Here is a 3031-nt window from a genome sequence, read left to right on the forward strand (position 1 = left end):
ATGTCTCGTATTTCTCGAAAAAGTGATTCGATTGATGGGATTTGGTATGATACTTATGAGATCGATGATATCGATGAAATTGATTTTCAAATCTTTCTTCTTAGAACGTATTGATTTGACCCCATAAGCGGGATCACCACCCCATAGCATGTTGCCGCCAGAACCCCGTATTTCTTCTAGACAATCTCCTAATTGTTCCAGAGCAACTAGAAAAAGATTCTTTAACCAGAAAGAATTCAGTTCAGATGTAGGATACCTATCCAGAAGTTTTCGCAACTCAATCATGTATGATGGAATCATCAAAGATTTGATCTTTTCGAACTCTGTCTGTAACTCACTATAGGCTCGGGAAACAAAGAGAAGATGTGTACGAACGATATATCCAGCAACAAGAAGAAGGAAAAGGATTGAATAGAGGACCTCACGAACATTTGGCGATCTCAGATGTGTCGATATCAATGATGACTCATTATTTCGATGAATCATTTCTTCGGACAGAAGAAGATTATGTAAAGACTTACTCGAAATCTCACTTATCAGATTCCTTTGTGGAAGACACAATTTTTTCTGAAGAATTCGCCATGATATATCTAATCCATGCATAATATCATGAAAAATGGATACAAATTTTTGACTGCTACTTAGTATCCGCAATAGGTCTGAAAAAGTATCTAAAAATATCAAATTTAGATATTTGTACCCTGTCGAAGTAAAGAACCATGGCATATATGTTTGGAATAGATTCCATTTTGAGAGAGTTGAAAAAGCACTATCTCGTTGAAAGGTTCTATCCATCTGCCCTTTGTCAACGCATTTTTTTAGGCAAAGACTCCGTTTTTTCCTCTGTAAATATTTCTCAGAACATGGAGTGTGAATCAAACCCATGTTTGAATTGAAATTGAGATACTGATGCAAGCTCTTCTCTTCTGAATCGGATAGATTCATATCTGAAAGAGTTTGACAATACGTTCTTTCAAAATTGACTCTTTGTCCCTCTATTAGAGGTGTTCCAGAAATGTCTGCAATCGAGTAAATAGCTCTACGAACTAATGGATCGGATCGAATTGGAAAATGGAAAGATTTGTACAAGTTATACCTTTCGTCACCACTTTGTGGAAAATCGTTAGATATGAATATGTTAGATACCTGTGACTCGATTGACGAAGGTGAAATAGTATCTCTCTCCAAAAAAGCATGTTTTTTTTTACCACCGCACGAAGAAAATGTTTTGTTGTGAATGAACAAGATAGTGAGGAATTGTCCATACGTAAACGTAAAATCAGAATTATTGAGACGGGCCTTTTCCACATAAAAAGGGAATCTTTTGTTACAATAGAAACAGAAGTGATGTGGATTATTCAAGAATCGAAGTCGATTTGCTTTAGAAAAAGAAGATATCAATGAACTTCTCTGAAATGGTTTCACGGGATTCAGCCAATTGTCTTGATCGTGGGATACGATTGAGAAATAGGCTGAATCCGTGTTATCAAAAGATTTCCTGCGATTCTTTCTAGTATGGAATGAGTCAATCATCCACTTTGGTATTTTATTGAACAAAAATGGTGATATTGTTCCTCCATTGATCAAGAATTTCGATTTTTGAGAAGTATTATGATCATCCAATAAAAAGGGTTTCAACTTTTTCAAATGAACGATTTGAAGACCTATTGATTCTAACAACTGATTGCAGAGTTGATCGTTCGGACCTTTCAATTCATAGATGTGGATCTCAGACCTATGAATAGGGATATTCTCGAAACTCACAAAGAAAAAAGGAAGTGAGTTAGACAAAAAGAGAAGTAACTTGGACAAAAAAAGAAGTAACTTGGACAAAAAGAAACGAAGTAACTTAGACAAAAAGAAACGAAGTGACTTAGACAAATCTTTTTTATCAATAACCTCAGACCAATCAATCGAATATTGATTAATACATAATTGATCGAACACTACTTGAAAACGGCTCTTCCGCTCAGAAACGAAATGTTCCAAATGCTCCTGGAAATTCTTGCTCCCATTGGACCATTTGTATCTATATGCATTAGGATCCCGATTTATGGATCTCTCGGTTTGAGAAAGAAAAATAAGAGGATCGAACCATTTCTTCTGACTCTTTTTCAAATTCGATAAATGTTGGTTGATCGTATCTTTCATTATAGTTCTATGATTCAGAGTATCATTTCCTATTAGATCCCTTTGAATTCCATATTCGAAGTTGCGATCAGGTCTCTTCATTAAAAAGAATCGATTCAATACATTTCTTATGTACCCATAGGGACTATATTGGAATTGGATTTGAATCATATTTCGGATCAATCTATATTGATTGACTGCCTCCATTATGTTGTTGCTAGCAAATACCACTCTTTTTTGATCTTCCAAATAATTCCCGCAGGAGATCCGGACCCAAATTTTTCTGAGCCTTCGATAAAAAGATTCATTTTCTTCATAAAAAATAGGAGGTAGAACCAATAAAGATTTCTTTTTTGATTCATCCCTGAAGTTGAAAACCTCCTTCAAGAATTGTCTTTGATCCAATCCGTAGGAATCAATAGAAAAGGCAAATCCCTTATGATACACCAGATCCGGCTCGGTTATTGATAGAGTGAATAGATCTGCCATTTCTTGAAATCTCTCTTCTGACTCGTGGCGTAACGTGTATCCCCCCCTCTTCCGTTCATGGAATAGATGAAATAAATCAAAAAATGGATTTTTGTTCAAGAATGAAATCTTATTGGAACTGTCCATATCCAGTTCATCCTTCGGAACCATATCACATCCCAGATCTGATGAAATAGGATGAATTGAGACGGTATTTTGTAAATACGTAATTATCTTGAATATATTAACTATTTCTTTATTTTCCGATCGCCTGGAAGGGACAAAAGAAACATCTTGTTCTTTCTTCAACAATTTCTGATCCCTAGTGGACCTCTCAGTAGGATTCGAACCCAGATGAAGTTCTGACCATCTGTCAGAGAAAAAAGAACGAATGGCTCTTGTAGGATTCCCAAGAAATTCTTCGCTTTCTTCC

1 protein-coding gene is annotated in these 3031 nt (G+C 35.7%); it reads right to left on the reverse strand.

Features of this window, described 5'->3' with window-relative positions; translation table 11 throughout:
• A partial coding sequence (locus IE312_RS44760; protein WP_229900943.1) for a Ycf2 family protein occupies positions 1 to 285 on the reverse strand: 285 nt, incomplete at its 3' end.
• Between the last annotated feature and the right edge of the window lie 2746 nt (positions 286 to 3031).

Source organism: Streptomyces capoamus (assembly GCF_014654935.1).
Lineage (GTDB): Bacteria > Actinomycetota > Actinomycetes > Streptomycetales > Streptomycetaceae > Streptomyces > Streptomyces capoamus.